This is a genomic window from Pseudomonas sp. F007, assembly GCF_057814275.1.
Genome location: NZ_JBVATA010000004.1, coordinates 559,435 through 580,995 on the forward strand (window position 1 = coordinate 559,435; position 21,561 = coordinate 580,995).

Genomic DNA, 21,561 nt, shown 5'->3' on the forward strand with positions numbered 1-21,561 from the left:
CCAAATGTGGGGCCGGATGCTGTCCGGCCCGAGCGGCAAATCAGAATGCCAGCTTGTAGCCGATGAACAGCAGCATCGCCGCCAGGCAAGGCCGCAGCACGCCATCGGAGACTTTGCCGGTCAGGTGGCTGCCGATGTAGATGCCGGGCAGCGAGCCCATCAGCAGGAAGCCCAGCAGGTGCCAGTCCATGTTGCCCATGCTGGCGTGGCCGAGGCCTGCCACCAGGGTCAAGGGGACGGCGTGGGCAATCTCGGTGCCGACAAGACGCTTGGTGGCCAGGAACGGATAGAGCAGGAACAGCGCCACGGTGCCCAGGGCGCCGGCGCCAATCGAGGTCAATGCCACCATCACCCCGAGCAGCGCACCGGTGGCCACGGTCAGCGAATTGAGCTTGCGGTCGCTCAGGTGGTAATGATCGCCGGCGTGTTTACTGGCAAACGCCAGCAGTTGTTTCTTGAACAGAATCGCCAGCGCGGTAAGCAGCAAGACAAAACCCAGGGCCTGCTTGATGATCGCATTGGTGGCCTGGGCATCGTTATCGATGTACTTGAGAAACAGCAGGGTCACGGCCACCGCCGGCACACTGCCCGCGGTCAGCCAACCGGTGATTTTCCAGTCGATGTTGCGGTTCTTCTGGTGAACCAGCACCCCACCGGATTTGGTGATCGCCGCGTACAGCAAATCGGTACCGACCGCCGTGGCCGGGTTGATGCCGAACCACAGCAGGATCGGCGTCATCAACGAACCGCCGCCAATCCCGGTCATGCCAACAATGAATCCGACAACCAAGCCTGCAACCACAAAACCCAAATTACCGAATTCCATTGCCATACCTTACAGAGCCAGCGTGACGAGCAAAAACTGGCAGGCAGGATAGCGACATTTCTTATAACCACTTATACCAATGTGATCTGACTTTATAACTGATCGTGCAGTCACCCCTGGCTTATTGCTGTTCAATCAGGCGCATGGGGACCTAGTAGGAGCGAGCCTGCTCGCGAAAAACTTCAGGCCGCCGCGTTCATTCAGAATGTACGCGTTATCGTTGACGTTTTTCGCGAGCAGGCTCGCTCCTACAACAACCTGTTCAGCCTTTAGCTTGTTGCTCCAAATGTAGCTGCAACTGCGGATCGAGATTCAGCGCAGCGGCCAACTCATCGAGGTAAGCGCGCTCGGCGTCCTGCTGATCGTCCACCAGCATCACGCTGGCCAGGTACATTTCCGCAGCGATTGCCGGGTCGGTGGCGGACTGGGCCACTTCATTCGGATCCAGCGGCTTGGCGACCTCATCGTCGAGCCACTGCTGCAAACCGGGGTCATCAGTGTGACGGCCGATCTCAGTGCTGATCATCTGTCTTTCCTGATCATCGATGCGCCCATCGGCCTTGGCGGCGGCGATCAGTGCACGCAGCACTGCATGGCTGTGGGCTTCGATTTCGGGACCGGCAAGCAACTGGTCGACGGTCTGCGGTGTCTGTTGCGGGGCAGAGGCCTGGTTGCGCTGCCAGGCCTGGTACGCCTGGAACGCCATCATCCCCAGCGAGGCAAGCGCCGCGTAATTGGTACCGCTGGAGCGCCCCTGCTGCGTCGTTCCGCCCGCGCCCGCTCCGCCCAACATCCCACCCAACCCACCGAGCAAACCTCCGAGGCCACCGGCACCGCCGCTGCCTGCGCCACCGCCCAGCAAGCCACCAAGCAGACCGCCCAGGTCACCGAGGCCGCCTTGCCCTGCCCCCTGTTGCGTCGCCGAACCCTGGCCGGCGCGCAGCAATTGTTCCAGCAGATCACTGGTGTTCATGACGACATCCTCCTCGGTAGCCGTTATTCAGTCAGGCAACGATAGCCCCGCCGAGTAATTGCGCCATGACCGTTGGGCTGACGCCCTACAGCCACCAACGCAACAGAAAGAAGAACGCCATGCTCAGCAACATGCTGATCAACGTGCTGCGGGTATAGAGCACCAGGCCGATGGCCACCAGTGAACTGAGCAGGTACGGGTTGTCCCACTGCAGGTTCAATTGCTGGTCGGGCATGAACACGATCGGCCCGCAGATCGCAGTCAGCATGCCCGGTACGGCGAAGCCGAGAAACTGCCGCGCATTACTGCTCAGGCGCACCGGCAGGCGCGGCTCGAGAAACACGTAGCGGTTGAGAAACACCAGCAAGCCCATGCCGACAATCACTGCCCAGACCATCATGTGCGCTCTCCGGAAAACTTGTTGCAGATAAAACCGGCAGTCATCCCCAGCAAGCCGGCCAGGACCAGTCCCGAGCCGAGCTGCCAGTAATGGAACAGCACCGAGAAAAACAACGAGACCGCGACACACACCACCGTCGGGATATTGCGCACCACCGGGGTGATCAGGGCGATAAAGGTCGCGGCAATCGAGAAGTCCAGCCCCAGGTGCTCAAGCCCGGGGATGCTGCTGCCGAGGACGATGCCGGCCAGGGTGAACAGGTTCCACGCCACGTAGAACGTCAGCCCGACCCCCAGGGCATACCAGCGATTGAACTGCTGGCGGTCGAACTGGCTGGTCAGGGCGAACAGTTCGTCGGTGAGCAAAAAGCCCAGGCCAACCCGCCAGCGCCCCGGCAACGGTGAAACCACCGGGCGCATGCTCATGCCGTACAGCAGGTGTTGTGAGGTCAGGAGCAAGGTGGTCAGCAGGATCGAGAAAATCCCCGCGCCGCCCTTGAGCATGCCGATCGCCACCAATTGCGCCGCGCCGGCGAAGACGATACTGGACAGGCCCTGGCCCTGAAGCGGGGTCAGGTTGGCTTCGATCGCCATGGAACCGGCCAGCAGGCCCCACGGCGCCGTCGCCAGGGATAGCGGCATTACCGCCGCAGCACCGCGCAGGAAAGCACTGCGCGGTAAAAGAATCTCGGACATGGTGCTCTACAACAGGAAAAAGGGCTGCTGAATGTGCCAGCCCGCTCGCTGGCAGTCTTGTACGATCTTGCGCACTTGGGCGGCGAAGCGGCGGTCCCTCGGCAGATGAACTATTTTTACTGGAGCAGCGAGGTCGCCGCAGACCTCGACCGGTGAACCTTCTCGTGCAGCTTCCGGTCGATACGTTCAACCCACCTCGGGTTAGCGGTCGTTGCTGGTCCGTTTCATTTGCTGGAGAACGCCCTTGATCTCGACTCGACACATGGCCACGCTCAAAGCCTGGGGTGCCCATGGTTTCACCGCGACCGGCGTGGTCACCGCGTTCCTCGCCACCCTGGCGTTGTTCGACAACCAGCCCAAGGCCTGCCTGTTGTGGCTGGGGGTGGCGCTGATCGTCGATGGCGTGGATGGCTCGCTGGCGCGCAAGGTCAATGTGTCGACGGTGCTGCCGCAGTTCGACGGCTCGGTGCTGGACCTGGTGATCGATTACCTGACCTACGTGTTCATCCCGGCGCTGTTCATCTATCGCTATATCGACCTGCCCGCCTACACCCCGCTGCTGATGACGTCGGTGATCCTGGTGTCGTCGCTGTACTGCTTCTGCAACGTCAACATGAAGAGCAAGGACAATTACTTCGTCGGCTTTCCCGCCGCCTGGAACGTGGTCGCCCTGAGCCTGTACATCATCGCCCCGTCCGCCTGGATCACCCTGCTGAGCATCATCGCCCTGGCCTTGTTGACGGTGACCCGGATGAAATTCCTCCACCCGTTCCGCGTGCGTCGCTTCATGCCGATCAACATCGCCGTGACCGCCATCTGGCTGCTGTGCAGCCTGTCACTGGTGCTCGGCCATCCGGGTCTCAATCCCTGGGTGATGGGGCTGTGGCTGGCGATGTCGGCCTATTTCCTCGGCATCTGCATCTGGCGCACCCTCGCCGACGCGTTCGATCACCAGCGCCGCTGATCGCACCTACAAAGTGATGCCCAGCGCATTGAGCAGCACCGGGTCGCGACTGTAGATGTCCGGGGCATACAGCAGCCGGCCATGGCTGTCGGCCTGCACTGTCCAGTAACCGAGCAGGATCGGCACCGGTGCCGACAAGCGGAATTCATGGGTGCGACCGGTGGCCAACAGCTCGTCGGTGCGCACCCGCTCGGCGGGACTCACCAGCATGTCGCGCAGTTGCAAGGCATGCTCGACCCGCACACAACCTGAACTGAACGCCCGTGGGCCTTTCTGGAACAGCGCCTGGCTGGGCGTATCGTGCAGGTACACCGAGAACGGGTTGGGAAACCGCACCGCCATCTGCCCCAGCGGATTGCGCGGCCCGGCGCTCTGGCGCAGGAGGATGTTGCCCGGGTTGTCCCAATCGACCTCGTCGGCCGACAGCGGATTGCCGTTGCGGTCCAGCACCTGCAGGTCGCCCCGGCTGAGGTAGGACTGGTCACGGCGAATCTGCGGCAGCTTGTCTTCGCGCATGATGGTCGGCGGTATGGTCCAGGTCGGGTTCAGGGTCAGGCGTGTGACGTGGGACTTGAGCAGCGGCGTTTGCCGCTCGGCACGGCCGACCTGGGTGCGCGTCTGCCACACCGGCACACCGCCCTGCAGCACCGTCAACTGCGCCGCGGCGACGTTCACCAGCAGGCCGTCGGGCTCCATGTCCGGGGCCATCCAACGGAAGCGCTCGAGGTTGATCCGCAGTTGCTCGCGACGCAGCGCCGGGCTGATGTTCAGCTCGGCCAGGGTGCCGGCGCCGATCACGCCATCGGCTTGCAGGGAATGGTCGAGCTGGAAGCTTTTCACCGCGCTGGCCAGTTGCGGGTTGTACTCGGTGCCGACCTTGGCCGGCAGCTTCGTCAGGTAACCTTCATTGAACAGGCGCTGGGCCAGGCCGGGAACCCGCGCGTCCTGCATGCCCGGGCGCAACAGCGGGCCGTCCGGCAGCAACGGCCAGTGCGGCAACTGTTGCAGGCGCTGCCCGGCATACACCTGGCGCAGGCTGCGGTATTGCTCCAGGTGCGGTCGCGCGGCTTCGAAGGCGGCCGCCAGGTCATGCAGGCCCGGACCGGCAATCGCCAGCAGCTCGGCATTGCGATCCAGCGCCGGTGGTTGCGCATGCCACAGCGGTTCGAAGCGGCTTTGCTGCAGGCGGCCGTAGCGCAATTCACGCAGCGCCTGCAGGTAACGCAGGCTGATGCCGATGTCGCTGCACAGCGGACCGCCCACCGGATCGGCTGGCGGCAAGCGGTAGCGCTCGGGATCGAGACCGTCATCCACCAGCAACTGGAACTGCCCGAGCAATGCCTTGACCCGCGCTTCGTCGGTCCACACCGGGAGATTGTCTTGCTGCTGGTAGAACGCCTGCAGGAGAGTCTGCGCCGAGGCATCCGGACGCAGCTTGAGGCCCGGGCAATCGACCTGCACCTGGCTGGCCGCCAATGCCAAAGGGCTGGCGTGGTCAGCCAGCTCATTCTGGGCAGTCGCGACCAATGGCACTGCGAGCAGATAAAGGCTCAAGTAATATGCGTGCTTTTTGAACAACTGCTTTACTCCAATCCATGGCCGTCACGATTTGACGGTCGACCCCTGCACCCGCGGCGGCAAGCCTTCAGGCTAGCCCATATCGGGGTGGCCGGGGGGCGACAGGAAGTCGGGAGCCAACGATAGTATTGAGGACTCTCTACGCATGCTTACCCTTTTGCGCCGGCTTTGCCTGGCCCTGACCACTCTGGGCGCCCTCAGCGCTCCAGCATTCGCCGCCAGCACCAGCAACCAGGCGTTATACAACAGCCTCGCCCACGCAGCCCCGGAACTCAATCCCCAAGCACTAAAAAGCGCCCTGAGCGCCATGCAATGTGCGGTCAACGGCGGTGCCCAGCGCGCCGAACACCTGGCCGTCATCGATTACTCGCAGCCTTCAACTGCACGCCGCCTGTGGATCTTCGACCTGCGTAAAAAGTCCCTGGTGCTGCGCGACCTGGTGGCCCACGGGCAGATGTCCGGGGAGAACTTCGCCACCCAATTCTCCAACCGCGTGGGCAGCTACCAGTCGAGCCTGGGCCTGTTCCGCACCCAGGAAAGCTACCAGGGTGCCCACGGCTATTCGTTGCGCATGGACGGCCTGGAACCCGGTTTCAACGATCTGGCGCGGGACCGGGCGATCGTGATCCATGCCGCAGACTACGTGAATCCGTTGTGGAGCGAACGCCAGGGCCGCATTGGTCGCAGCCAGGGTTGCCCGGCAGTGCGTCCACAAGTGGCGCGCCAGGTGATCGACAAGCTCAAGGACGGCCAGTTCATGTTTTCCTGGTACCCGGACCAGCGCTGGCTGAAATCCTCGGCCTACCTCAACTGCCAGCCGCGCCAGGTGGCCAGCATCCTCAACGCCAACAAAGGCTAGGCATTCGCCGGGCAAGGCAAGCAAAAGCGCCCCGCGCTGGCTATGCTCAAGGGCATGACTGCTTCCTTGCCGATTCGCCAACCCTGCCCCCCCGGCGCCTGTGATTGCGGACGCGAGTCGTTGCTCGATCTGCCCGGCGCCGACCCGCGCATCCTCTACCTGACTCGCCAGGAGGAAAAGCGCCTGCTCGAGCGCCTGGAAAACCTCAAGAGCCTGGGCGACCTCGAGCACCTGCAACAGCGCATGCGCGAACAGTTGGGCATAGGCGTGGAAATCACCCCCAGCTTCCACGAAGTGAAGAGCATGCGCGGCATCGGCATCCGCCTGCTGGACCAGCCGGGACTGTGCCGCAAGACCCGCCAGGCGATTCCCGCAGCGATTCGCCGAGGCCTGGAAAACCATCCGCAAATCGCCTACGAGCTGCTCAACGCCCACGACTTGCTGCGCGACGCATGACGCGCAGATTTGCATTCACCCCCGTGCGTCTGGAAGATGGCGCAGCACGATCGCTTCGGCGCTGACTATCCTGATGTTATTGAGCCCGGCGGGCTCGCGATCATCGTTCTCAGGGAATTTAGAATGACAGCAAGACAAGTAATCAATGCATCGGTGAGCCCGAAAGGCAGCCTGGAAACACTGTCCCAACGCGAAGTCCAACAGCTGAGCGCCGCAGGTTCAGGCAGCATCTACTCGCTTTTTCGCCAGTGCGCCCTGGCCATCCTCAATACCGGCGCCCACGTCGACAACGCCAAGACCATCCTCGAAGCCTACCGCGACTTCGAAATCCGCATTCACCAGCAGGACCGCGGCGTACGCCTGGAACTGCTGAACGCTCCGGCCGACGCCTTCGTCGACGGTGAAATGATCGCCAGTACCCGCGAGATGCTGTTCAGCGCCCTGCGCGACATCGTCTACACCGAGAACGAGCTGGACAGCCAGCGCATCGACCTGAGCAACTCCCAGGGCATCAGCGACTACGTGTTCCACTTGCTGCGCAACGCACGCACCCTGCGCCCGGGCGTCGAACCGAAGATCGTGGTCTGCTGGGGCGGTCACTCGATCAGCTCCGAGGAATACCAGTACACCAAGAAAGTCGGCCACGAACTGGGCCTGCGCAGTCTCGATGTCTGCACCGGTTGCGGCCCTGGCGTGATGAAAGGCCCGATGAAGGGCGCGACCATTTCCCACGCCAAGCAGCGCATCACCAACGGCCGCTACCTGGGCCTGACGGAGCCGGGGATCATTGCCGCCGAGGCACCCAACCCGATCGTCAACGAGCTGGTGATCCTGCCGGACATCGAGAAGCGCCTGGAAGCCTTCGTCCGGGTCGGGCACGGCATCATCATCTTCCCGGGCGGCGCCGGTACTGCCGAAGAGTTCCTCTATCTGTTGGGGATCCTCATGCACCCGGACAACCGCGACCTGCCGTTCCCGGTGGTGTTGACCGGCCCGCGCAGTGCCGAGCCCTACCTGCAGCAATTGCACACCTTCATCGGTGCGACATTGGGCGAGGAAGCGCAGAAACACTACGAGATCATCATCGACGACCCGGCTCAGGTGGCCCGGCAGATGGTCGCCGGGCTCAAGGCGGTCAAGCAGTTCCGCCGCGAGCGCAACGACGCGTTCCACTTCAACTGGCTGCTGAAAATCGACGAGGGTTTCCAGCGTCCATTCGATCCGACCCACGAAAACATGGCCAGCCTGCAACTGCGCCGCGACATGCCGGCCCACGAACTGGCGTCCAACCTGCGCCGGGCGTTTTCCGGGATTGTCGCCGGCAACGTCAAGGACAAGGGCATTCGCCTGATCGAGGAACACGGCCCGTACGAGATCCACGGCGATGCGGCGATCCTGCAACCGCTGGACAAACTGCTGCAGGCGTTTGTCGCCCAGCACCGCATGAAGCTGCCAGGCGGCGCGGCCTACGTGCCGTGCTACCGGGTCATCAGCTAGCGCTCAACGCTGAAACCGCTCGGGTCCACTCGGACCCGAGCCTCCATCACTGCTCGGGTGCGACCACCCGAAAGTGAATATTGATCTCGTTCGACACCATGCCATCGGCCCACGCGCCGTCACCAATCTTGAAGTCGCCGCGCTTGAGCACCAGTTGGCCATTGAACACGCCAATGCCGCTCTCGGCCTTCAGGCTCATCTCGGCTTCGATGTCGCGCGTCACGCCTTTCAACGTCAGGCGCCCCTCCACGTGATAACGCTCATCGCCCAACGCGGTGATCTTGCTCGACTCGAATCGCGCCTGGGGAAAGGTCTCGGTGTTGAACCAGGCCGCGGTTTTCAACTCATCGGTGGCGTCCTGGCTGCCGGCGTCGACGCTGTCCAGTTCGATGGTGATCTCGGTGTGGGCCGCCGCGACGTTGGCGCTGTCGAAATCGAGCCTGGCCTTGAACTCGCCGAACGTGCCATACACCCGCGAACCCATCTGGTTGTAGGTGAAGTCGATCTTGCTCGCGGCTGGATTGACCAATTTGTATTGAGCCCCATGGGCATCGCTCAAATTGCCAAGGGCCAACACGGCGACCAGCAAGGGCATGACGGGGTTTCGCAGATTCATGACAGGCTCCGGCCGGCGACCGATGACGGGGATGAAGCTTGAGTGTTGTTCGGCACCGGCTGTTGCGCAAATGCTAAACTCGCGCCCCCTTGAATGACCGGCCCCGCTTGATGACCCCTGATGCCCTCGCCACCCTGCACGCTCACCTGTTGACCGCGCTGGCAACGCCCCCCACTGAAACCCGTCGCCTGTTCCACGGACGCGGCCGCTGCTGGCCGGGGCTGGAGCAACTGACGGTCGATTGGTTGCAAGGCATTGTGCTGGTGGCGGTGTTCAAGGAGCCGGAACCCGAACAGTTGCAGGCCCTGCAGCAGCGACTCATCGAGATCAGCCAGTCCGCCGAATGGCAGGCCAGCGGCGCCCACAGCCTGTTGCTGCAACACCGTTACCTGCCGCAAAGCACCACCGAGTGGCTGTTGGGCGAGGAAGTCGAGGACTGGACGCTGACCGAGGGTGGTCTGCGCTACCTCATCGACCTGGGCAAGAAACAGAACGCCGGGCTGTTTCTCGACATGCGTTATGGCCGCAACTGGGTGCGCGACAACGCCCGGGGCAAACGGGTGTTGAACCTGTTCGCCTACACCTGCGGGTTCTCGGTGGCCGCCATCGAGGGCGGCGCGGAAAAGGTGGTCAATCTCGACATGTCCCGTGCAGCCTTGAGTCGCGGGCGTGACAACCATCGCCTCAATGGCCACGACCTGAGCAAGGTCAGCTTTCTCGGCCATGACCTGTTCAAGTCCTGGGGCAAGGTGATCAACAGCGGGCCCTACGACCTGGTGATCATCGATCCGCCGTCGTTCCAGAAAGGCAGTTTCCTGCTGACCAAGGACTACCAGCGCGTGCTGCGCCGCCTGCCGGAATTGCTCACGCCCCAAGGCACGGTACTGGCCTGCATGAACGACCCGGCGTTCGGCCCGGACTTCCTGATCGAGGGCGTTACCCGCGAAGCGCCGAGCCTGCGTTTTGTCGAGCGCCTGGACAATCCACCAGAGTTTCCCGACATCGATGCGCAAAGCGGGCTCAAGGCCCTGGTGTTCGCCAGCGAGTAAGCACGCTTACTCGCGGGTGATCAGCCTCAAGCAACCGGAATCAGCGGATCCGCTGCTGCCCAGGCCGCTTCACGGTTGGCCGCCGGCGGGTAGATCCACTGGGTGTTGATCTGGGTTTTCAGCGCCTTGCCCTCCTCGCGCACCAGCTTGACCTGGCGATCCCAGCCTTCGGTGTAGACCGCGCCCCAGGCACCGAGGTCCAGGCAGGTCACGTACTTGGGCTGACTGTAGGGCATCGGCGCGACCCCGAGCATCTGCGCCGCGACATTGTTGCCGGCGTGGCGGCCGAGGGAGATGGCGTGCTGGCAGGTCATCAGCGCGTGGTTGCCGATCTCATCGCTGGCGGCATACGCCACGTCGCCGGTGGCGAAGATATCGGGCTGGCCGAGCACTTGCAGGTGCGCGTCAACGTGCAGGCGGCCCAGGTGATCGCGTTCAGCAGGAATCTGCTCGGTCAACGAGCTGGCGCGCACCCCGGTGGTCCAGACCACGGTGCTGGCTTCGATACGCTGACCATCGGCCAGGGTCACGCCCTGCTCATCGACGGCCACCACCGACGAACTCAACTGCCAGCGCACCCCCAGCTCTTCGCTGGCCTCGGCAATCGAGCGGGCGATTTCCGCGCCCATGGAGCCGCCAACCTTGTCGCCGCGATCAACGATGACCACTTCAATATCGGCCTGCTCGCCGAAAATCGACCGCAACCGCGCCGGCATTTCCGTGGCGGTCTCGATCCCGGTGAAACCGCCACCGGCCACCACCACGGTGTTGCGCGCCTTGCTCTGGGGACGCGCGGCCAGGGATTTCAGGTGATTTTCCAGACGCACCGCCTGCTCGATCTGATCGACATCAAACGCATGCTCAGCGACGCCCGGGGTGTTCGGCAGCGCCAGGCCACTGCCGGTCGCCAGTACCAGCTTGTCGTAGTTGCAGGTTTGCGGCGAGCCGCTGGCGTCGCGGTAGGTCACCTGCTTTTGCGCCACGTCGATGGTCTGCGCGGCGCCCTTGATGAAGTTTACCCCCACTGCATCGAACAGCTCGCCCAGCGGCGCGGCCAATTGGTGGGCGTTGGGCTCGTAGAAGCGCGGACGAACCCGCAACTCGGCCTGGGGCGCCAGCACGGTGACGGCAACGTCACGCTGACCATGCAGATCGAACAGGCGGGTAGCGCTGAGCGCCGTCCACAGCCCACCAAAACCAGCGCCGATAACCAGGATGTGTTGTTTCATTGTGAGCTCCAGGTGTGAATCAAGGGATAAAGGGGTTCGAGTCGCCCCGATAACTACGACTGTATTAGTCGTAGTTAATCTTGAATAGTCACCTTTCTCGATGATTCGCATCGAAAACCTTGATCAATCCACCGCAGAGGCTCTAACCCTTGAACGACAGAGGTTCACGGAGAATCCGCGATTGCCGTCTGACGTTGAAGTCAATCCGCTTGATTGCATAAGCCCACCCTCGCCCGCTAAAATTTACGACTCATTCAGTCGGAGATGGTGATGTCCCTTTACAGTGCGGGCGTGGAATATGGCATTCATTGCCTGTTGTTCCTGGTGGGCGATGGTGGGGATAGTCGCGAGGCCAGCGTGCGCGATCTCGCCGAGTTGCAGGGCGTGCCCCAGGACTATCTGGCAAAAATCTTCACCAAGCTGGCCAAGGCCAAACTGGTGATGGCGACCGAAGGGGTGCGCGGCGGTTTCAAGCTGGCGCGCCCGGCCGACGAAATCAGCATCCTGGACATCGTCAACGCCATCGACGGTAAAAAACTGATTTTCGATTGCCGGGAAATCCGCGGGCGCTGTGCGCTGTTCGAAGAAGCGCCACCGGCCTGGGCGCTGGAAGGCACCTGTGCGGTACATGGGGTGATGCTCACCGCGCAGAAGCGCATGGAGGAAGCCCTCGCCCAGCAGACCATTCTTGATCTGGCCCGGCGCTTCGGGCGCAAGGCACCGGCCGAGTTCGGTGCGCAGGTCAATCACTGGATGAACGAACGCCGCGAGAAGAAAGGCGCCGCCAACCCTCAGCCTGGCGACGGGCAGCACATCGCGCTGACCGATATCAGCGACTAGAAGCAGCTAGTCCAGCGCCGCTTGCACAGGCTCGGCAGCGGCAGCCTGGAGCTGGCGCTGATGCGCCAACAACCACTGCATGAACGCTGTGCACGACAGCGGCAGTGAAAAGAAATAGCCCTGCCCCACTTCGTAGCCTTGCGCCTTGAGAATCTCGCACTGGCCCGCGTGCTCGATGCCCTCGGCCACCACCAGCAACGACAAGCCCCGGCCGATGCCGATCACCGACTCGCTGAGGGCTCGGCAGGACGCGTCGCGCTCCAGGTCATCGACAAAACTCTTGTCCAGTTTCAGCTCACTGATGGGCAGATGGCGCAAGTATCCAAGGCTGGAATAACCGGTGCCAAAGTCATCGATGGCCAGGCGCACGCCCAGTTCATGCAACTGCGCGAGGGTGTGTTCGGTACCTGGACTGTTGGACAGCAACACCCCTTCGGTGACCTCGATGCACAGGTCCGCGGCCCGCAGCTCATGGCGCTGCAACTGCTGGGCGATCTGCGTCGCGAGGTTGACGCTGTGAAAATTGAGCGGCGACAAATTGATCGACAAGGACGGTACGACCAGGCCTTGCAGACGCCAGGCGGCCAGTTGCCCACAGGCAGTCTGCAGCACCCATTGGCTCAGTTCATTGATCAGCCCGCACTCCTCGGCCAGCGGGATGAATCGCTCAGGCGAGATCACCCCGAGGCTCGGATGCTCCCAGCGCGCCAGCGCCTCGACACCGGCAAGGGCCCCGCTGTGCAGGTTGATCTGCGGCTGATACACCAGCTCCAGGCCGTCGCCGGCCAGCGCCATGCGCAGCGCCGTTTCCAGGACCAGGCGCTCCTGGGCGATCTGGTTCATCTGTTCCAGATAGAAACGGCAACTGCCGCGCTCGACCCGCTTGGCCTGGAACATCGCAATGTCGGCGCATTGCAGCAGGCTTTCCATGTCCTGGCCGTCAGCGGGATAGAGGCTGATGCCGATGCTCGCCGACAACACTACCGAAGTGCCGGCAATGCTGACCGGGAAACTCAGGACCCGTTGCAGGCGCTCAAGCTCGCGAGTGACCTCGGTGGCATTGCGCCTGGGCAATACCAGCACGAACTCGTCACCGGACAGGCGCCCGGCAATATCACCCTCGCGCATCACGCTGCGCAGACGCTGCGCCATGGCCTGCAACAACTCGTCTCCGGCCCCATGGCCGAGGGCATCGTTGACCTGTTTGAAGCGGTCCAGGTCGATGAACAGCACCGCCAACTCGGCCTGCTCCTGCGCCACGTCGAACAGCACACGCTGGGCCTTGCCGAGCAGAAAGCTGCGGTTGGGCAAGCCGGTCAGGCTGTCGTAGAAAGCCATCTTGCGAATCGCCTGGCGCGCCTGTTCCCGCTCCAGCGCCAGCATGCACAGGTGCGTACCGGCCGTGACCAGGTGCGCATGCAGGGGATCGGGGCCACGGCTTTCGCGAAAGTACAGGGCAAAGGTCGCGGCAACCCGGCCAGCGTTGTTGCGCACCGGGATCGACCAGCAGGCGCGCAAGCCGGATTGCTCGGCCAACGCCCGGTAGTCCGCCCACAGCGGATCATGCTCGATGTCAGTGACCAGCACCGGTTCGCCACGATAGGCCGCGGTGCCACAGGAGCCGGCAAGCGGCCCGATCGACAGGCCCTCGATGGCCTGCGAATACGCGGCGGGCAAGCCGGGGCTGGCCAGCGGATGGAGGATGCCGTTGGGATCGACGCTGAGGATCGACACAATGACTTCCGGGGCAATGCGCTCGATTTCCCGGCACATCAGGCTCAGCACATTTTCCAGGGACTGCTCGTTCAACAGCGCACCGACCACCTTGTCCTGCAGCACTTCGTGCAGTTTCGAGCGGGTAATATCGGTCAACACCATCACACTGTTGTCGAGTTGACCCTGGTCGTCGAAGACCGGGGTCGAGGACACATGCACCCACAGCCGCTGGCCGTTGCGCTTGCAAATCAGCGCGCTGATTTCATGGGGCGTGTCACCCAGCATCTGTGCCAGCTCCGGCAGTGCCTGGGCCCCGGGCTGGCCATCGCGGACGAAAAACATCAGTGGCGATTGCCCCAGCACCTCTTCGCGCGCGTAGCCAAGCAACTGCACCAGCCCGTCGTTGACATACACCAGGCGTGCATGGGCATCGACGATACAGGTGGCAGAACAACTGGCATTGATCGACCTCGACAGCAGGCGATGCTCGCGGTCCTGCTGGCGGGTGTGGGTAATGTCCCTGAGACAGGCCGCGTAAAGCACAGTGCCCTGCAAGGTGATGGTCGACAGCGACATTGCGCCCCAGCGCTCCTCACCGTCGTCGCGCACAATCGCCCACTCGCTCGGGCTGACGCTGTCGACATGGCGGCTCAGGGCCTGGGGTAGTAGCGCATCGACGTGGCGACCCAGCACCGCCTGTCGAGGGCAACCCCACAACTGTTCGGCGGCAGCGTTGAAAAAGCGCACCAGGCCCTGGTCGTCGACCAGCACCACGGCATCGACCCACTGCTCCAGGGTCTGCACGCAAAAATCCTGCGCAGTGATGCGCCCCGCTCGTCCGGCTCTGGTGTCCATTGCTGTCACTTGTCCACTGCCACCACCGCCCAGCCTCCCTGGCCGTGAGTGAGGCGCCAAAAGAACCCTCGGAACCGGAAGGACCCACACTCGACGTCACGCTATAGGCAGCAGAAGGATAGCGATGAACGACTGTTATGCACTTTGACTGCAGCGTTGCCCGCTGCCTGCAACCTGAGAATAGACGCGAAGTGCCGGCGCCATGAAAATTTGCACGAGCGCGATCACGACCCGGTGTCAGCTCGCCTGCAGCATGCGACTAGCGGTACTTGAGTGTGACCAGCCACCTTCCTACGATGAATTCACGCGCCTGCCTGTTTGCTCCAGCAGACGCGTGAGCGGCGGGTGTTCTGAACCCCAATCAAGCTCGCCGCTGGCTCTACGTGCATCTTGAGCCTCAACGGCTCTACTTTCTCCCCATCAAAGGGCTTTGAGGCTCTTTTTTAAAACGGCGAACCCGCCACGCACGTTCAAGCCCGACCTTAGACCACAATGCCTTTTGCCCTTGGCAAATGGCATTGTGCTCCTGTATGTCCTACACAGCCTCACGGGAAAACCGTTCGCGGTAGACCTGCGGGACCACACCCATGGCCCGCAGGAAACTGCGACGCAGGGTTTCTTCGCTGCCGAAACCACATTGCACGGCGATGCGCTTGATCGGCACGCCGGTATCACTGAGCAAACGGCGCGCGGTTTCGACGCGGATTCGCTCGATGGCGCGAGCCGGGGTCTGGCCAGTGTCGGCGCGGTAGTGGCGGATGAAACTGCGCTCGCTCATGCCGGCCTGCAGCGCCAGCGCCGCGATCCCCAGATCCAGGTGCAGGTTCTCGGCGATCCAGGCGTGCAGGTCGTCGAAACGCTTGCCTTGATGCTGCAGGTCGAGGGTCACGCTGAACTGCGACTGACCGCCCGGCCGCTTGAGGAACACCACCAACTGGCGCGCCACCTCCAGCGCCATGGCGCGGCCCAGGTCAGCCTCCACCAGCGCCAGCGACAGGTCGATGCCCGCAGTGACCCCGGCCGACGTCCAGACCGGCCCATCGTTGATAAAGATCGGATTCGGCTCCACGCGCAGTTGCGGGTGCTGCTGCGCCAACTGCTCGCAGCGGCTCCAGTGGGTGACCACCCGCCGCCCGTCGAGCCAACCACTGGCTGCCAGCAGGAACGCCCCGGTGCACACCGAGGCCACCCGCCGCGAGCGCGCGGCCTGCTGGCGCACCCAGTCGACCAACTGCGGGTTTTGCGCGGCAGCGTAGACACCCCAGCCACCGGAGATGATCAGCGTATCGGACGGCGTGTCCGGCAGCGGATCGGCGAGCATTGCCAACCCGGCCGAAGACAGCACCGCGCCCCCGCCCTCGGCGATCACCCGCGGCTGGTAAGGTGCCGGCAGCCCGCGATGGGCGGCAATGTCGTTGGCCGAAGCAAAGACTTGCAACGGCCCGGTGACATCCAGCAGTTGCGCATCGGCAAAGGCCAGGACGTGAATGGTTTTCGCGGTCGTCGACATGTTTGGCGGAATTCGAGGGCTGATTGGCGTGTACGCCAAATCCTAGAGGCATACAGTCAAGGCGTCCACCCACTTCGGGTGCCTACAGGCGAACGCAGGAGCGCGTGTCATGACCTTGCAGATTGGTTTTCTGGTATTCCCCCAGGTGCAGCAATTGGACCTGACGGGCCCTTATGACGTGCTGGCGTCGCTGCCGGAGGTGAAGGTGCATCTGGTCTGGAAGGAATTGGTCCCGGTCAACGCCAGCACCGGCCTGATCCTCCAGCCGACCACCACCTTTGCCGACTGCCCCGACCTCGACGTGCTGTGCGTCCCCGGTGGCAGCGGCGTCGGGCCCTTGATGGAAGACCCACAGACCCTGGCCTTCCTCCAGGCCAAGGCCGCCAAGGCGCGCTACGTCACCTCGGTCTGCACCGGCGCCCTGGTACTCGGCGCCGCCGGCCTGCTCCAGGGCAAACGGGCGACCACCCACTGGGCGTACCACGAATTGTTGAGCCTGCAAGGGGCGATCCCGGTGCAGGAGCGTGTGGTGCGCGACGGCAACCTGCTGACCGGCGGCGGGATCACCGCCGGTATCGACTTCGCGCTGACCCTGGCGGCCGAGTTGTATGGCGATGACGTCGCGCAGTTGGTGCAATTACAACTCGAGTACGCGCCGGCACCGCCGTTTGTCGCAGGTGATCCGCGCACGGCCCCCGCTTCTGTCCTGCAGCAGGCAAAGCTGAAGGCTGCCGACTCGCTCAAGCAGCGCACGCTGGTTACCGAACGAGCCGCTGCCCGCCTCGCCGGGGCCCGGGACTGATATCGCACGCATAAAAAAACCCGCCGAAGCGGGTTTTTCAAGACCATGACGACATCCTGTCGCTGCACTCCCTGCAAATGGCCGATCATCCATGATCCTGAGCACATCCTGTGCTCAGTTGATGGGTGTAGATTACGCATCGGATCCAATCTGCAACAGAAGACATTGCTACCAGCGCGTGTAAGACATTCGCTATAGCAATGCCTGTCAAACGCCCGGGGGAAACCCACCCTCCAGTGCTCACACATTCAGCACTCGAAACAACGGCTCAGGATTTACTCAGGAAATTCTCGATGTTGTTCATCTGCTCATCCCAGCCGCGACTGTTCATGCGAAACGCTTTAAGGCGCCGGCTTTCGGGAATGTTGTCAAAGCCGGACTCGACAACCTTCAGCAAAGTGCCGCCGTCCATATCCTCCAACTCGAACAGCACCAGGGTGGTGGGCTCTGCGCAATAGTCAACTTTCGGGTCCACCGCATACGGATGCCAGCGAAAGGCAAACACCCGCTCCGGCTCGACCCGCATCACTTGAACGTCCCACACCAGATGCTTGTAACCCTCAAAGGTAATCTGCCCCTGAGTGCGCTCACCCGCGACAAAACGCTTGCCCTCCAGCGCCACGCCAAACCATTGGCCGAAGGCTTCGGCATTGGCCACCACCCGCCACACGGTTGAGCGCGGTACCTTGAGCAGGATCTTTCTTTCGATACGATCTGAACTGTGCATGGGGCACCTCCTGTGGTGAACACTAGGCGCGGACAACGGAACCGGCAATCCTGTCGCTGCATCCACCCCATGTGACTCAGCGCGGCGCGGTTCGTTCCAGCCTGCCCGGCGCCCCGCCAACAGTGGTAACGTCGACCTTTGACCGCTGGTCAGCCCTGTGAAGGAATACACCCATGAGTACGCTGCGCGGCAGTTGCCTGTGCCAGGCCATTGCCTACGAAGTCGATCAGCTCGACATGCCCATCAGCCATTGTCATTGCCACACCTGCCGCAAGGCCCATGCCGCGGCGTTTGCCTCGACCGCCGGGGTAATGCGTGAACATTTTCGCTGGACCCGCGGTGAGGAACTGCTGGCCTCCTTTGAATCCTCGCCCGGCAAACTGCGACATTTCTGCCCACGCTGTGGCAGCCACCTGGTCGCCGAGCGCCCGGCCCAGCCCCATGTGATTGTCCGCGTGGCGACCCTGGATGACGACCCTGGCGCTACGCCCGAGGCCCACATCTGGATGTCCCATGCCGTGCCGTGGCTGGCCGACCGGGATCTACTCGAATGCGCGCAGTGGCAACCGAAGCCCGGTAGCTGAAACCTGATCTTCAACTCCCAAGCGAGTGTTTTTATGCGACTACCCTATTTCCTGGCCCTGGCCCCGTTGCTGCTCAGTGCTGTTGCCCAGGCCGATGACTGCGCCAACGCCACTACCCAGAGCGCAATGAATGAATGCGCGGCAAAGCAGTACAAACAGGCCGACAGCCAGCTCAACGCTTTGTACAAGCAGCTCAACAGCCGTTTGCAGGACAACCCGGACAGCAAAAAGCGCCTGGTCAGCGCCCAGCGTGCCTGGGTGGCTTTTCGTGATGCAGAGTGCACATTCGCCGCCTCAGGAGTCGAAGGCGGCAGCGGTTATCCGATGATCTACAGCGGCTGCCTGGCCGACCTCACGGAAAAGCGCGTGGCGGCATTCAAAAGCTATCTCGATTGCCAGGAAGGTGACCTGAGCTGCCCGGTGCGCTGAATAGCCGGCCGGGGCAGCCCAGGGGTCGTTGCGCAGCAATCAGCGGGTAAAAATCTGCGCCGTGGTGATCGCCATGTCGCCGCCCGGCAGCTTGATGCTGCCGATCTGCTTCATGGTCTCGGGATCGAAGATCGCCACGTCGTTGAACGTCCCGGCCAGGTAGATCTTGCTGCCGTCCTTGTTGAAGGAAATGCAGTAGTAGGAGTGATCGAGGGTCGCCGCCCCGAGCATCTTTTTCTCCTTGATGTCGTATTTGGCCAGGCGGTTGAGCACCCCGAACATCAGGTTCGGATCCTTTGGCGAGCGCATGCCGCTGAAGTAGATTTCGGTCAGCGGGCCGAAGTCGGTGGTCTCGGTCTTGCCGGTTTTCAGGTCGACGCTGAACAGCCCGTAAAGGTATTCGGCGGTGGCCGGGTCCTGCTTCTTGTCCTTGAATTTCGCGGCGGTGTAGAGCAGCGAGAAGTCATGGCGATAGGTCTGCTGGTTCCACACATAGAGCACGTCCGGGGCGCTGTAGTTCGGGCGCTTCCAGTGGCGGCTGGGGATCAGCACGTCAAACTTGCCGGACTTCACATCGACCTTGTAGACATCCGCCCCGGCCACATACAGGGTCCCATCGTCGCCGCTCTGCATGATGGTCAACTGGCGTGGCGCCGGGAAACTGCGCAGCGGCTTGGCGTCCTGGCCGGCGTCGGTGGCGTAGACATCAAGGCGTGGCGCCTGGACTTCGTAGCGGTCGTTGAGCATGCGCGTCGGGTTGGCGATGGTGTACAGCTCCTTGCCGTCGTGACTGACGGTAAAGGCAAACATCGACCGCGCCTTTTCCCCTGGCTGCTGAGTGATGCTTGCATGGAACACCTGCTTGCAGCTGTCCAGCTCGACGCCGTAGACATCGGCATAGTGGTTGTTCAACACGTAGGCGGTCCTGCGGTCCGGCGACAGCTGGATGGTCCCCGGGCCGAACGCGTCCGCCAGCTTGCAGGTCTTGTACAGGGTGTCGGTCTGCAGGTCGATGACGTGCAGGTTGTTCGGGTAATTGGTGGTCACCATGTATTCGTGACCGGCGTTGAGCGCGAGGTTTTCATCGGCCAGAACACTGAGCGAACAGCTGCTCAGGAGGGCAAACGCGGCCAGGCCGCAGGCTTTGATGCTGTGCATGCTGGAATCCTTCTTGTTATCTGATCACTTGTCTTTCGGGAAGACAGTGCCGAGGTTGCGCCAGTTGTCATTGGACGCCTGGGCATCCTTGTTCCAGTCCGGGTAGGTGCTCATCATGTCCGGCACCTGGGCCGGCCACCAGCAAGGGTCGGAGCAGCCATAAAGGTCGGCCTCCATCGGCTGGCACAGCGACGACACGCCACCGAACGCATCGATCTCCCAACCCGGGTCAGTGGTCGAGGCGCAGCCCGCCACGGAACTCATGGCCACCACTTCTTCGATGCGGTTCTCGTCCGCGGCCTGATCCAGCTTCAACGCTTTGTTATTGATTGCCTTGAGATGTTTCATATCAGTGAGCCTTGCGCGGAGTGATGTAGCTGCTGATGAAGGCAGGGTTATTGGCCATGATCCGGGTGTAGACCTCGATGCCGAAGTCGACCCAGTCACGCATCAGTTCGCAGTAGTGGTAGGTCGGGTGCGTCGGATCGCCGTAGCGCGCGTAGCTCTCGTGATAGCAGCCACCGGAACACAGGTTGCGGATGTTGCAGTCGTTGCATCCGGTGTTGGTGCGGTCCAGGCGCTCGGACAGGAAGTCGTTCAACTCCATCTGTTTCACGCCGCTGTGGACGTTGCCAAAAGTCGGCAAGGTTGAGCCGGTGAAACGGTGGCAAAGGTTGAGTTCACCCTTGTGATCCACCGCCAGCATTTTCAGCCCGGCACCACACGGCAGGGCTTTTTTGTGGCCCTCGTGGATGTCGGTGATCAACTGGTGCAAGTTGGAGAATCCGATGTTGCGATGCTCCAGCGCGGCTTCCAGGTAGCGTCGACCGAGGGCCTTCATGTTGGCGAAGACCTGCACCAGTTCTTCGCTGCTGAGGTTGAAGCTGCTGATGTCGCCGGAGGTCACCGGGGCGAAACCGACTTCGGCAAAACCCAGTTCGTTGAACAGGTGGTCCCAGATGGTCTCGACGTCGGTGACGCCGGTGGTCAGGGTCACGCGAGCGCCCACCGGGCGACTGTTGTAGCGCGACAGGAGCATCTCGGCCTTGCGCCGCACCACGTCATAGGTGCCCTGCCCACCCACGGTGATGCGGTTGCGGTCGTGCACGGTTTTTGGCCCGTCGATGCTCACCGACAAACCGAAGCGGTGGGCATTCAGGTAGTCCACCGTCTCTTCGGTGAGCAGCGTGGCGTTGGTGGTCATGACGAATTCGACGAACTTGCCGGCCTCGCGAAAACGCTTCTCGCAATAGTCGACCATGTACTCGATCAGCTTGCGATTGCTCAGTGGTTCACCACCGAAAAACACCACAGTAAAGCGCTCTTCGTCCGGCGATTCGCGCAGGAGCATTTCCACCGAGGCGATGGCGGTTTCCACGTCCATCTTCTTGCCGGCCGAGGGCTTGTCGAGGTCTTCCTTGTAGCAGTAGGTGCAGCTCAGGTTGCAGCCGGTGTTGACGTTGAGCACCACGGTGTTGATGGCGGTGCGCTCGACCCGTTTGGTGGCGATATCCGGGGTCAGGGGCGAGCCGTCGCTGACCAGCTCCAGGGCCATCAGCTCGCGCAGGGTTTCGCTGATTTCCTCGCCGTTGAAGCGTGCGCCGAGGCGCTGGATCAGTTCGTCCGTCGAGCAGCCCGGGCCGCGCAACGTATCGATGATGGTGCCCGTCAGTTCATCGCTGGCGAACAGCGAACTGCTGGGAATGTGAAACAGCATGCGGTCGGCATCGACCTGCACTTCGTGCAGGTTGCGTTCGACCAGATTCAAGATAGCGCCCATCGCAAACCTCCTGTGCAA

22 protein-coding genes are annotated in these 21,561 nt (G+C 62.5%); 9 read left to right on the forward strand and 13 right to left on the reverse strand.

The features are described from left to right. Positions 1–40 precede the first annotated feature (40 nt). The 4 genes from ACZYR5_RS12850 to ACZYR5_RS12865 form a co-directional block, all read right to left on the reverse strand. A complete protein-coding gene (locus ACZYR5_RS12850) occupies positions 41–826 on the reverse strand; it encodes a sulfite exporter TauE/SafE family protein (RefSeq protein WP_489089570.1) in 786 nt (261 codons plus the stop codon). Between the two features lie 262 nt (positions 827–1,088). Continuing rightward, the gene (locus tag ACZYR5_RS12855; protein WP_489089569.1) at positions 1,089–1,799 is read right to left on the reverse strand and encodes a tellurite resistance TerB family protein; all 711 of its coding nucleotides are present in this window, start codon (positions 1,797–1,799) and stop codon (positions 1,089–1,091) included. An 85-nt stretch (positions 1,800–1,884) separates the two neighbouring features. Further along, entirely contained in the window at positions 1,885–2,196 is a 312-nt protein-coding gene (locus ACZYR5_RS12860) for an AzlD domain-containing protein (protein ID WP_489089960.1), read from the reverse strand. Further along, positions 2,196–2,894 (reverse strand): AzlC family ABC transporter permease, encoded by a 699-nt coding sequence (locus tag ACZYR5_RS12865; protein ID WP_489089568.1) that lies wholly within the window; start codon positions 2,892–2,894, stop codon positions 2,196–2,198. The genes ACZYR5_RS12860 and ACZYR5_RS12865 overlap by 1 nt, the downstream gene beginning before the upstream one ends. A gap of 244 nt (positions 2,895–3,138) precedes the next feature. Here ACZYR5_RS12865 and pcsA point away from each other — a divergent pair, with 244 nt between their 5' ends. Further along, positions 3,139–3,858, forward strand: coding sequence for a phosphatidylcholine synthase (gene pcsA, locus ACZYR5_RS12870; RefSeq protein WP_489089567.1), 720 nt, complete (start codon positions 3,139–3,141; stop codon positions 3,856–3,858). 6 nt (positions 3,859–3,864) lie between these two features. On the opposite strand, the gene ACZYR5_RS12875 is transcribed toward pcsA, so the two are convergent. Beyond that, complete coding sequence (locus ACZYR5_RS12875) at positions 3,865–5,436, reverse strand: L,D-transpeptidase family protein (protein ID WP_489089566.1); 1,572 nt, start codon at positions 5,434–5,436, stop codon at positions 3,865–3,867. 145 nt (positions 5,437–5,581) lie between these two features. On the opposite strand from ACZYR5_RS12875, the gene ACZYR5_RS12880 reads away from it, so the two are divergent. The 3 genes from ACZYR5_RS12880 (at position 5,582) to ppnN (ending at position 8,248) form a co-directional block, all read left to right on the forward strand. Next, on the forward strand, positions 5,582–6,295 hold the full coding sequence (locus ACZYR5_RS12880; protein ID WP_489089565.1) for a murein L,D-transpeptidase catalytic domain family protein: 714 nt from the start codon (positions 5,582–5,584) through the stop codon (positions 6,293–6,295). Positions 6,296–6,349: 54 nt separating this feature from the next. Then, complete coding sequence (locus tag ACZYR5_RS12885) at positions 6,350–6,751, forward strand: hypothetical protein (RefSeq protein WP_489089564.1); 402 nt, start codon at positions 6,350–6,352, stop codon at positions 6,749–6,751. A gap of 123 nt (positions 6,752–6,874) precedes the next feature. After that, the gene (gene ppnN / locus ACZYR5_RS12890) at positions 6,875–8,248 is read left to right on the forward strand and encodes a nucleotide 5'-monophosphate nucleosidase PpnN (protein ID WP_489089563.1); all 1,374 of its coding nucleotides are present in this window, start codon (positions 6,875–6,877) and stop codon (positions 8,246–8,248) included. 46 nt (positions 8,249–8,294) lie between these two features. On the opposite strand, the gene ACZYR5_RS12895 is transcribed toward ppnN, so the two are convergent. Beyond that, complete coding sequence (locus ACZYR5_RS12895; RefSeq protein ID WP_489089562.1) at positions 8,295–8,864, reverse strand: YceI family protein; 570 nt, start codon at positions 8,862–8,864, stop codon at positions 8,295–8,297. A 110-nt stretch (positions 8,865–8,974) separates the two neighbouring features. Here ACZYR5_RS12895 and ACZYR5_RS12900 point away from each other — a divergent pair, with 110 nt between their 5' ends. Further along, positions 8,975–9,913, forward strand: a complete 939-nt coding sequence (locus ACZYR5_RS12900; RefSeq protein ID WP_489089561.1) for a class I SAM-dependent methyltransferase — start codon at positions 8,975–8,977, stop codon at positions 9,911–9,913. 26 nt (positions 9,914–9,939) lie between these two features. Here the strand turns inward: ACZYR5_RS12900 and ACZYR5_RS12905 are convergent, their stop codons facing one another. After that, complete coding sequence (locus ACZYR5_RS12905; protein ID WP_489089560.1) at positions 9,940–11,142, reverse strand: NAD(P)/FAD-dependent oxidoreductase; 1,203 nt, start codon at positions 11,140–11,142, stop codon at positions 9,940–9,942. A 270-nt stretch (positions 11,143–11,412) separates the two neighbouring features. On the opposite strand from ACZYR5_RS12905, the gene ACZYR5_RS12910 reads away from it, so the two are divergent. Further along, positions 11,413–11,982 (forward strand): RrF2 family transcriptional regulator, encoded by a 570-nt coding sequence (locus tag ACZYR5_RS12910; protein ID WP_489089559.1) that lies wholly within the window; start codon positions 11,413–11,415, stop codon positions 11,980–11,982. Between the two features lie 6 nt (positions 11,983–11,988). Here ACZYR5_RS12910 and ACZYR5_RS12915 read toward each other — a convergent pair whose 3' ends face one another. Both ACZYR5_RS12915 and ACZYR5_RS12920 read right to left on the reverse strand, forming a co-directional pair. Then, entirely contained in the window at positions 11,989–14,553 is a 2,565-nt protein-coding gene (locus ACZYR5_RS12915) for an EAL domain-containing protein (protein ID WP_489089558.1), read from the reverse strand. 535 nt (positions 14,554–15,088) lie between these two features. Beyond that, on the reverse strand, positions 15,089–16,063 hold the full coding sequence (locus tag ACZYR5_RS12920) for a GlxA family transcriptional regulator (protein ID WP_489089557.1): 975 nt from the start codon (positions 16,061–16,063) through the stop codon (positions 15,089–15,091). Between the two features lie 109 nt (positions 16,064–16,172). Here ACZYR5_RS12920 and inhA point away from each other — a divergent pair, with 109 nt between their 5' ends. Continuing rightward, positions 16,173–16,865, forward strand: coding sequence for an isonitrile hydratase (inhA, locus tag ACZYR5_RS12925; RefSeq protein ID WP_489089556.1), 693 nt, complete (start codon positions 16,173–16,175; stop codon positions 16,863–16,865). A 268-nt stretch (positions 16,866–17,133) separates the two neighbouring features. Here the strand turns inward: inhA and ACZYR5_RS12930 are convergent, their stop codons facing one another. Further along, a complete protein-coding gene (locus ACZYR5_RS12930) occupies positions 17,134–17,592 on the reverse strand; it encodes an SRPBCC family protein (RefSeq protein ID WP_489089555.1) in 459 nt (152 codons plus the stop codon). A gap of 173 nt (positions 17,593–17,765) precedes the next feature. On the opposite strand from ACZYR5_RS12930, the gene ACZYR5_RS12935 reads away from it, so the two are divergent. Then, positions 17,766–18,176 (forward strand): GFA family protein, encoded by a 411-nt coding sequence (locus ACZYR5_RS12935; protein ID WP_489089554.1) that lies wholly within the window; start codon positions 17,766–17,768, stop codon positions 18,174–18,176. Between the two features lie 33 nt (positions 18,177–18,209). Continuing rightward, entirely contained in the window at positions 18,210–18,605 is a 396-nt protein-coding gene (locus ACZYR5_RS12940; protein WP_489089553.1) for a lysozyme inhibitor LprI family protein, read from the forward strand. A gap of 39 nt (positions 18,606–18,644) precedes the next feature. Here the strand turns inward: ACZYR5_RS12940 and peaD are convergent, their stop codons facing one another. Genes peaD through peaB form a run of 3 tightly spaced genes read right to left on the reverse strand, consistent with a single transcriptional unit; the run spans position 18,645 to position 21,543 of the window. Continuing rightward, positions 18,645–19,763, reverse strand: a complete 1,119-nt coding sequence (gene peaD / locus ACZYR5_RS12945; protein ID WP_489089552.1) for a quinohemoprotein amine dehydrogenase subunit beta — start codon at positions 19,761–19,763, stop codon at positions 18,645–18,647. A 24-nt stretch (positions 19,764–19,787) separates the two neighbouring features. Beyond that, on the reverse strand, positions 19,788–20,111 hold the full coding sequence (qhpC, locus tag ACZYR5_RS12950; RefSeq protein WP_008016081.1) for a quinohemoprotein amine dehydrogenase subunit gamma: 324 nt from the start codon (positions 20,109–20,111) through the stop codon (positions 19,788–19,790). A gap of 1 nt (position 20,112) precedes the next feature. Then, entirely contained in the window at positions 20,113–21,543 is a 1,431-nt protein-coding gene (gene peaB / locus ACZYR5_RS12955; protein WP_489089551.1) for a quinohemoprotein amine dehydrogenase maturation protein, read from the reverse strand. Between the last annotated feature and the right edge of the window lie 18 nt (positions 21,544–21,561).

What these genes read in the sequence shown, in the direction of transcription:
- ACZYR5_RS12850 (WP_489089570.1), bottom strand. Translation starts at nt 826, where the DNA reads ATGGAATTCGGTAATTTGGGTTTTGTGGTTGCAGGCTTGGTTGTCGGA.
- ACZYR5_RS12855 (WP_489089569.1), bottom strand. Translation starts at nt 1,799, where the DNA reads ATGAACACCAGTGATCTGCTGGAACAATTGCTGCGCGCCGGCCAGGGT.
- ACZYR5_RS12860 (WP_489089960.1), bottom strand. Translation starts at nt 2,196, where the DNA reads ATGGTCTGGGCAGTGATTGTCGGCATGGGCTTGCTGGTGTTTCTCAAC.
- ACZYR5_RS12865 (WP_489089568.1), bottom strand. Translation starts at nt 2,894, where the DNA reads ATGTCCGAGATTCTTTTACCGCGCAGTGCTTTCCTGCGCGGTGCTGCG.
- ACZYR5_RS12880 (WP_489089565.1), top strand. Translation starts at nt 5,582, where the DNA reads ATGCTTACCCTTTTGCGCCGGCTTTGCCTGGCCCTGACCACTCTGGGC.
- ACZYR5_RS12885 (WP_489089564.1), top strand. Translation starts at nt 6,350, where the DNA reads ATGACTGCTTCCTTGCCGATTCGCCAACCCTGCCCCCCCGGCGCCTGT.
- ppnN (WP_489089563.1), top strand. Translation starts at nt 6,875, where the DNA reads ATGACAGCAAGACAAGTAATCAATGCATCGGTGAGCCCGAAAGGCAGC.
- ACZYR5_RS12895 (WP_489089562.1), bottom strand. Translation starts at nt 8,864, where the DNA reads ATGAATCTGCGAAACCCCGTCATGCCCTTGCTGGTCGCCGTGTTGGCC.
- ACZYR5_RS12900 (WP_489089561.1), top strand. Translation starts at nt 8,975, where the DNA reads ATGACCCCTGATGCCCTCGCCACCCTGCACGCTCACCTGTTGACCGCG.
- ACZYR5_RS12905 (WP_489089560.1), bottom strand. Translation starts at nt 11,142, where the DNA reads ATGAAACAACACATCCTGGTTATCGGCGCTGGTTTTGGTGGGCTGTGG.
- ACZYR5_RS12910 (WP_489089559.1), top strand. Translation starts at nt 11,413, where the DNA reads ATGTCCCTTTACAGTGCGGGCGTGGAATATGGCATTCATTGCCTGTTG.
- ACZYR5_RS12915 (WP_489089558.1), bottom strand. Translation starts at nt 14,553, where the DNA reads ATGGACACCAGAGCCGGACGAGCGGGGCGCATCACTGCGCAGGATTTT.
- ACZYR5_RS12920 (WP_489089557.1), bottom strand. Translation starts at nt 16,063, where the DNA reads ATGTCGACGACCGCGAAAACCATTCACGTCCTGGCCTTTGCCGATGCG.
- inhA (WP_489089556.1), top strand. Translation starts at nt 16,173, where the DNA reads ATGACCTTGCAGATTGGTTTTCTGGTATTCCCCCAGGTGCAGCAATTG.
- ACZYR5_RS12930 (WP_489089555.1), bottom strand. Translation starts at nt 17,592, where the DNA reads ATGCACAGTTCAGATCGTATCGAAAGAAAGATCCTGCTCAAGGTACCG.
- ACZYR5_RS12935 (WP_489089554.1), top strand. Translation starts at nt 17,766, where the DNA reads ATGAGTACGCTGCGCGGCAGTTGCCTGTGCCAGGCCATTGCCTACGAA.
- ACZYR5_RS12940 (WP_489089553.1), top strand. Translation starts at nt 18,210, where the DNA reads ATGCGACTACCCTATTTCCTGGCCCTGGCCCCGTTGCTGCTCAGTGCT.
- peaD (WP_489089552.1), bottom strand. Translation starts at nt 19,763, where the DNA reads ATGCACAGCATCAAAGCCTGCGGCCTGGCCGCGTTTGCCCTCCTGAGC.
- qhpC (WP_008016081.1), bottom strand. Translation starts at nt 20,111, where the DNA reads ATGAAACATCTCAAGGCAATCAATAACAAAGCGTTGAAGCTGGATCAG.
- peaB (WP_489089551.1), bottom strand. Translation starts at nt 21,543, where the DNA reads ATGGGCGCTATCTTGAATCTGGTCGAACGCAACCTGCACGAAGTGCAG.